Annotated in this window: 7 protein-coding genes (1 of these 7 cut by a window edge); 1 reads left to right on the top strand and 6 read right to left on the bottom strand. The window is 71.3% G+C overall.

Going from position 1 to position 7,136, the window contains the following annotated elements; translation table 11 throughout:
- From FFS10_RS20670 to FFS10_RS20650, 5 genes are all read right to left on the bottom strand, one after another.
- Nucleotides 1–217, bottom strand: a 217-nt coding sequence (locus FFS10_RS20670) for a SixA phosphatase family protein (RefSeq protein ID WP_137896486.1), incomplete at its 3' end; no start/stop codon positions are given.
- 58 nt (nt 218–275) lie between these two features.
- On the bottom strand, nt 276–1,190 hold the full coding sequence (locus tag FFS10_RS20665) for a PhzF family phenazine biosynthesis protein (RefSeq protein ID WP_137896485.1): 915 nt from the start codon (nt 1,188–1,190) through the stop codon (nt 276–278).
- Nucleotides 1,187–2,371: an aminotransferase-like domain-containing protein gene (locus tag FFS10_RS20660; RefSeq protein WP_137896484.1), complete on the bottom strand. Its 1,185-nt coding sequence runs from the start codon at nt 2,369–2,371 to the stop codon at nt 1,187–1,189. The genes FFS10_RS20665 and FFS10_RS20660 overlap by 4 nt, the downstream gene beginning before the upstream one ends.
- Before the next feature lie 27 nt (nt 2,372–2,398).
- A complete protein-coding gene (locus FFS10_RS20655; RefSeq protein ID WP_137896483.1) occupies nt 2,399–3,322 on the bottom strand; it encodes a DMT family transporter in 924 nt (307 codons plus the stop codon).
- Entirely contained in the window at nt 3,319–3,924 is a 606-nt protein-coding gene (locus tag FFS10_RS20650; protein ID WP_137896482.1) for a LysE family translocator, read from the bottom strand. Before FFS10_RS20650 ends, FFS10_RS20655 begins: the two co-directional genes overlap by 4 nt.
- 132 nt (nt 3,925–4,056) lie before the next feature.
- On the opposite strand from FFS10_RS20650, the gene FFS10_RS20645 reads away from it, so the two are divergent.
- Nucleotides 4,057–5,493: an aminotransferase-like domain-containing protein gene (locus tag FFS10_RS20645; protein ID WP_137896481.1), complete on the top strand. Its 1,437-nt coding sequence runs from the start codon at nt 4,057–4,059 to the stop codon at nt 5,491–5,493.
- Nucleotides 5,494–5,512: 19 nt separating this feature from the next.
- Here the strand turns inward: FFS10_RS20645 and FFS10_RS20640 are convergent, their stop codons facing one another.
- Nucleotides 5,513–7,136 carry the 3' portion of an ATP-binding cassette domain-containing protein gene (locus FFS10_RS20640; protein WP_137896480.1) on the bottom strand. It continues 260 nt past the right edge of the window, so 1,624 of the gene's 1,884 nt are visible here — the last part of the coding sequence; its start codon lies off the right edge, out of view; its stop codon occupies nt 5,513–5,515.

Here is a 7,136-nt window from a genome sequence, read left to right as displayed (position 1 = left end):
TGGCCGGCGGTCGGGCCTGCAGGCCCTGGGCGATGCCCTCCCAGGTCTGGACCTGGCGGCGCAGCGTGCCGGTCAGCACGGCATCGAACACCAGGCCCCGGCTGCGAAAGTACTCGCCCAGCCGCAGGCTCTGGCGCTGGCCGAGCTCGCTGAGCTGGTCATAGTCGTCGGCGCCGAACGAGGCCTGGCCGTGGCGCACGAGGTAAAGCGTTCCCATGTGCGCACTGTAGGCGCAGCCGGATGCCGGGCTTGTCCCGGTTGCGACCGGATGCGGCCTACAGCTGGACCGTGCCGGCGATGCAGACTACGCAGTCGCCGCCCACCCAGACCTGGCCCGCGGCATCGCGCTCGACGTGCACGCGGCCCGCCCGGCCCAGGCAGCAGCCCTGCGCGGCGAGGTAGCGCTCGGGCGCATGGCCCTCGGCGATCAGCCACTGTCCCAGGCTGGCGTTGAGGCTGCCCGTGACCGGATCCTCTGGGACGCCTATGGGCGCCGCGAAGGCGCGCACTTCCAGCCCGGGCAGGGACGGCGGCGCCTGGGTCCTGGCCCCGAAGGCGCGCGCCTCCCGGTTGGCGCGCGCGATCAAGGGGGAGGCGGGCTCGGCAGGCTCCAGCGCCGCCACGCCGACTTTCTGCCCGAGGCGCTTGAGCTCCAGATGGTCGGGCTCCAGGCTCAGCACGGTCTGCGGGCTGTCCAGCAGCAGGCCCAGCCAGCTCGGGCCGTTGTCCAGCAACTGGGCGGCGACCAGCCGCTCGGCCTTGAGCCCGAGCGCGGCCGCCACCTGGGCCAGCAAGGCCGGGCCGGGGGCGCTGCGCCTGAGCGGCGGCGCGGCGAAGGCCAGGCGCTCGCCCTCCTGGCGGATGCGCACCAGCCCCACCGCGCATTCCTGCACGATGAAGTCGCGGGCCTGAGGCCGGCCGCCGGCCTGCAGCCAGGCGTGACAGCTGCCCAGGGTGGGATGGCCGGCAAACGGCAGCTCGCCGCCGGGCGTGAAGATGCGCAGCCGGTAGTCGGCCCCGGCCTGCGTGGGCGGCAGCAGGAAGGTGGTCTCCGAGAGATTGGTCCAGCGCGCAAAGCGCTGCATGGCCTCGTCGCTCAGGCCCGAGCCGTCCAGCACCACGGCCACCGGGTTGCCGAGGTAGGGCTGGTCGGTGAACACATCGACCTGCTGGAAGGCGCGCGCTTTCATGCGCCGCCCGCCTGTTGTTCGCGGATCGCCTGCGCCAGCGCGGCGATGCCGGTGTTGATCTGGTCCACGCTGGCCGTGACGAAGGACAGGCGCAGCGTGCGCTGGTCCGCCTGGCCGGCGTAGAAGGCCGCGCCCGGCACGAAGGCCACGCCCTTGTCCACAGCCCGGGGCAGCAGCTTCACCGCGTCCACGCCCTCGGGCAGGCGGGCCCAGAGGAACATGCCGCCGCTGGGGCGGTTCCAGCGGAAATCCATGCCGGCCATCTCGCGCTCCAGCGCCACCAGCATGGCTTCGCATTGGCGCTTGTAGAGCGCGCGTATGCTGGGCACATGGCGCTCGATGAAGCCGTCCTTCAGCACCTCGGCCACCACGCGCTGGTTGAAGCTGGGCGTGTGCAGGTCGGCCGCCTGCTTGGCCTGCAGCAGCTTGGGGTAGAGCGCGCGCGGCGCGACCAGGTAGCCCAGGCGCAGGCCCGGCGCCAGGATCTTGGAGAACGAGCCCAGGTAGACGCTGCCCTCGGGGTTGCGCGAGCTCAGCGAGGCCGGCGGCGGCGCGTCGAACCACAGGTCGCCGTAGGGGTTGTCCTCGACGATGGGCAGGCCGGCCTCGGCGGCCACCTGGGCCACGGCGGCCCGGCGCGCCTCGCTCATGCTGCGGCCGGTCGGGTTCTGGAAGTTGGGCAGCAGGTAGATGAAGCGGGCCCCCGCGGCCTTGCCCTTGAGGTTCGCCGGGTCCACGCCCTCGTCGTCGCTGGCCACGCTCACCACCTCGGGCTCCATGGGCGTGAAGGCCTGCAGCGCGCCGAGGTAGGTGGGCGTCTCGACCAGGATGCGGCTGCCGGCGTCGATCAGGATCTTGGCCACCAGGTCCAGGCCCTGCTGCGAGCCGGTGGTGATCAGCACCTGGTCGGGGCTCACGTCCATGCCTTGCTTGGCGAGGTCGGCAGCCACCCACTCGCGCAGCGGGCCGTAGCCTTCGCTGGCCGCGTACTGCAGGGCGCTGCGGCCGTCCTGGGTGAGCACGCGCTGCGAGGCTTCCAGCATGGCTTCCACCGGAAAGGTCTTGGGCGAGGGCAGGCCGCCGGCGAAGCTGATGATGCCGGGCTTCTCGGTGACCTTGAGGATTTCGCGGATCACCGAGGGGTTCATCTTCTCGGCGCGTCGGGCCAGGGTCCAGTTCATGGTGTGCTTTCTTGCGTGAAAGGGGGGTCAGGGTCTCGAAGTCTGCACCGGCATGTGTCTGCCGACGAAGACGGTGGCGATCACGGCCAGGCCGAAGCCCAGCGTCAGGGCGTCCAGGGTCTCGCCGAGCAGGGGAACGGCCAGCAGCATGCTGAAAAAAGGCTGGGCCAGCTGCACCTGGCTCACGCGCACCGTGCCGCCCAGCGCCAGCCCGCGGTACCAGGCGAAAAAGCCCAGCCACATGGAGAACACGGCCACATAGCCAAAGCCCCACCAGGCGCGCGCGGCGATGGCCTGCTCCGGCCAGCTGAGCAGGGCGCCGGGGGCGCTGGCCGGCAGCGCGATCACCAGCGCCCAGCAGATCACATGGTCGGCGCGCATGCGGCCGGACAGCCGGGCACCGCTCACATAGGACAGGGCGGCCCAGCCCATGGCTGCGAGAAGAAGTCCGTCGGCCCAGTGCAGTCCGCCGCCCGGGCCGCCCGAGCGCAGCAGGGCGAAACCCGCGACCAGGGCGCTGCCCAGGGTCGCACAGGCCCAGAAGCCGGGCGAGGGCCGCTGGCGTTGCACCCGGGCGCCGACCGCAGCCGTGGCCAGCGGCAGCAGGCCCAGCATCACGCTGGCGTGCACCGCCTCCACGTGGCGCATGGCAATCGAGGTGAAGATCGGGAAACCGAACACCGCGCCCGCCGAGGTCAGCGCGATCAGCGGCCAGTCGCTGCGGCGGGGCAGGGGCGCGCGCGTGGCGGCCAGGAACAGCAGGCTCAGCAGTCCCGCGACGGCCGCCCGGCCGAAGGCGATGAACAGGCCCGACAGCTGCGGCGCCTCGACCGTGCCCACGGCCAGGCGTGTCATCGGCAGGGTGAGCGAGAAGATCAGCACGCCGAACAGGCCCAGCCACAGGCCGCGCGCCTCGGCGCGGCGTTCGGTTTGCGGTGACGGCGTGCTCACCAGCTGCTCCGCAGCAGCCACAGCGCGGTCAGCACCAGGGCCAGCGCCATGCAGCGGTTGAACACCAGCAGTCGCTGGCCCCGGGCCAGCCAGTCGCGCAGCAGTGAGCCGGCGGCGGCATAACTGAGGTTGCTGAAGAAGCCGAAGGCCAGCATCAGCGGCAGCACCTGCAGGGCGCGTGCGGTCGCATCGGGGTGGCCCGCGATCCAGCCGGAGACGATGGACAGGGCCAGCAGCCAGGCCTTGATGTTGAGGAACTGCAGCATCACGCCCTGGCCGAAGCTCACGTCGAGCCGCGCCGCGTCGACCTGGGCCAGGCTGCGGCGGCCGTACAGCTGCAGCGCCAGCCACAGTAGGTAGGCGATGCCGGCCGCGAGGATGGCGCCGCGCAGCAAGGGCGCCGCCAGCACCAGGGCGCCCAGCCCGGCCGCGCTGAGGCTGAACAGCAGGCCCCAGCCGACCGGGACCGCGCAGACAAAGCGCATGGCGTGGCGCAGGCCGTGATTGGCCGCGAGCGCGGTGGACAGCGTGGTGTTGGGCCCGGGCGTGAAGCTGCTGGCCGTGGCCAGCACCAGCAGGGCGCTGAGTTCGGCGGGGCTCATGGGTGCTCTTGCCAAGTCATGCTCGACACTTTATCGTGCGAAACCAATACACAGGCAGTACAGTTCATGGGGTCAGATATAGAACTGTATGGTCTGTCGGATCGACACAGCTTGAAAGAGAAAGGGCTTGCCATGCTCATGCGTGCCGCCTCCCAGTCGCTGACCGAGCAGCTGGCCGAGCGCTTTGCCCAGCGCATTCGCGACCGGCTGCTCGCGCCCGGGGCGCGCCTGCCCAGCGTGCGCCAATGCGCGCAGCAGCACGAGGTCAGCCCCTCGACCGTGGTGGCGGCCTACGACCAGCTGCAGGCCCAGGGCCTGGTCGAGGCGCGGCGCAACCGCGGCTTTTTCGTGCGCGACCGCATGCCGGGACCGGTGCCGGCCGCCGAGGAGCGCGGGCGTGAGGCCGAGGCGCGGCTTGCCGGCGAGGCCGAGCGCCTGCGCACGCCGCTCAACGCCGCCACGTTGATTCGCGGCATGTTCCATCCCAGCGGCCCCAGGCCGCAGCCTGGTCTGGGCATTTTCCCGCCGGACTGGCTGGTCTCGAACTTCATGCATGCCGCGGTGCGCAAGGTCACGGGCTCGCAGAGCCTGCAGGACAATTCGCTGCGCTACGGCGAGCCGCTGGGCGACGGCGACCTGCGCCGCGTGCTCTCGGCGCGGCTCAGGGCGCTGGGCGTGCCGGCCGGGCCGGGTCAGATCATGACCACGGTGGGGGCGACGCACGCACTCGACATCGTGAGCCGCACCCTGCTTAAGCCGGGCGACTGCGTGATGGTCGAGGAGCCGGGCTGGGCGGTGGAGTTCGCGCGGCTCGATGCCCTGGGCATGCGCATCCTGCCTGTGCCGCGGGGTCCGGCGGGGCCTGACCTCGAGGTGATGGCGCGCTACTGCGAGGTGCATGCGCCGCGCCTGTTCGTCAGCGTGAGCGTGTTCCACAACCCCACGGGCTACTGCCTCGCCCCCGGCAGCGCGCACCGCGTGCTGCAGCTGGCGCAGGCCCATGGCTTCCATGTGGTGGAAGACGACACCTACAGCCACATCGCGCCAGAGCACGCCACGCGCATGACCGTGCTCGACGGCCTGCAGCGCACCATCTACGTGAGCGGCTTTGCCAAGATCCTGGCGCCAAACTGGCGCGTGGGCTTTCTGGCGGCGCCGCCGGACCTGGTCGAGCGCCTGCTCGACACCAAGCTGCTGGCCACGCTGACCACGCCCAGCCTGCTGGAAAAGGCGCTGGCTCTTTGCATCGAGCAGGGCCAGCTGCGCCGTCATGCCGAGCGCATCCGCAGCCGGCTCGACGCGGCACGCAGCCGCAGCGTCAAGCTGGCGCTGCAGGCCGGCTGCCGCTTCGCGGCCGAGCCGGCCGGCCTGTTCGGCTGGGTCGATACCGGCGTCGACACCGACCAGCTGGCGCAGCGCATGCTCGACCAGGGCTACCTGCTCGCACCGGGCGCGCTGTTCCATGCCGCGCGCGCGCCCAGCACCTTGATGCGCATCAATTTCGCGACCACGCAGGACGCGGCGTTCTGGCAGGTGCTGGCGCGCGAGGTCGAGGCGCTGGCGCGCTGAAGGGGCGGGCGCCGCGCGTTCAGCGCGAGGACAAGGCCTCCCAGCGCTCGAGCGCGGCCATCAGCGCCTCGTCGATCTCGGCGTCGCGCGCGTGCAGTGCGACGGCACGCGGCGGGTCCAGGCGGTAGAGGCTGCCGTCGGCGAGTTCGGCGCGCAGCGCCGCCTGTTCCTTCTCCAGCGCGTCGATCTGCTCGGGCAGGGCGTCGAGCTCGCGTTGCTCCTTGTAGCTGAGCTTGGTGCTGGCCTTGCGGGCCGGGGCCGGCTCCCTGGCGGTGTCGGCGGCGCGCTCCGGCGGCGGGGCGGCCTGGGCCGCCTCCTGCAAGGCCTGGCTGCGGCTGGACTGCAGCAGCCAGTCCTGCACGCCGCCCTCGTACTCGCGCCAGAAGCCCGGGCGCTGGGCGCTGCCCTCGTAGGCGATGGTGCTGGTGACCACGTTGTCGAGGAAGCTGCGGTCGTGGCTGACCAGGAACACCGTGCCGTCGTAGTTCTGCAGCAGGTCCTCCAGCAATTCCAGCGTGTCGATGTCGAGGTCGTTTGTGGGCTCGTCGAGCACCAGCACGTTGGCCGGACGCGCGAACAGGCGCGCCAGCAGCAGTCGGTTGCGCTCGCCGCCCGACAGCGAGCGCACCGGCGAGGCCGCGCGCGCCGGCGAGAACAGGAAGTCGCCCAGGTAGCTCTTGACATGCTGGCGCTTGGCGCCGATCTCTATCCACTCGCTGCCTGGGCTGATGAAGTCCTCCAGCGTGGCGTCCAGGTCCAGTCCCTGGCGCATCTGGTCGAAGTAGGCCACCTGCAGGTTGGCGCCCTGGCGCACCCGGCCGCTGTCGGGCGCGAGCTCGCCCAGGATCAGCTTGAGCAGCGTGGTCTTGCCCGCGCCGTTCGGGCCGATCAGCCCGACCTTGTCGCCGCGCAGGATGGTGGCGCTGAAATGGCTGACGATGGGTCGGTCGCCGAATGCCTTGCTGACGTCGCTCAGCTCGGCGACGATCTTGCCGCTGGGCAGTCCCGAGGCCAGATCCATCTTGACGCTGCCCAGGGCCGTGCGGCGCGCGGTGCGGGTGGCGCGCAGCTTCTCCAGCCGGCCGATGCGGCTCTGGCTGCGCGTGCGGCGGGCTTCCACGCCTTTGCGTACCCAGACTTCTTCCTGGGCCAGCAGCTTGTCGGCCTTGGCGTTGATCACCGCCTCCTGGGCCAATTGCTCCTCCTTCTGCTGCTGGTACTGTGTGAAGTTGCCGGGGTAGGAGAGCAGCCGGCCGCGGTCCAGCTCCACGATGCGGGTCGACACCCGGTCGAGGAAGGCGCGGTCGTGCGTGATGGTGACCACGCTGCCGCGGAAGTCGATCAGCAGCTGCTCCAGCCACTCGATCGAGTCGAGGTCCAGGTGGTTGGTCGGCTCGTCGAGCAGCAGCACGTCGGGTTGGGTCACCAGGGCCTGGGCCAGGGCGACGCGCTTGCGCGTGCCGCCCGAGAGCTCGCCCACCCTGGCGTCGCGCGGCAGGTGCAGCCGGTGCAGCGTTTCCTCGACGCGCTGGGCCCAGTTCCAGCCGTCGCGGGCTTCGATCTCGCCTTGCAGCCGGTCCAGGTCGCCCTGGCCGTGGCTGTATTGGTCGATCAGCTCGATCAGGCCCGACAGGCCCGCCTGG

It is taken from the genome of Ramlibacter sp. 2FC, from assembly GCF_005503345.1.
Lineage (GTDB): Bacteria > Pseudomonadota > Gammaproteobacteria > Burkholderiales > Burkholderiaceae_C > SCMQ01.
The sequence above is the reverse complement of the archived record's forward strand: the minus strand, read 5'-3'. Positions and strand labels throughout refer to the sequence as shown.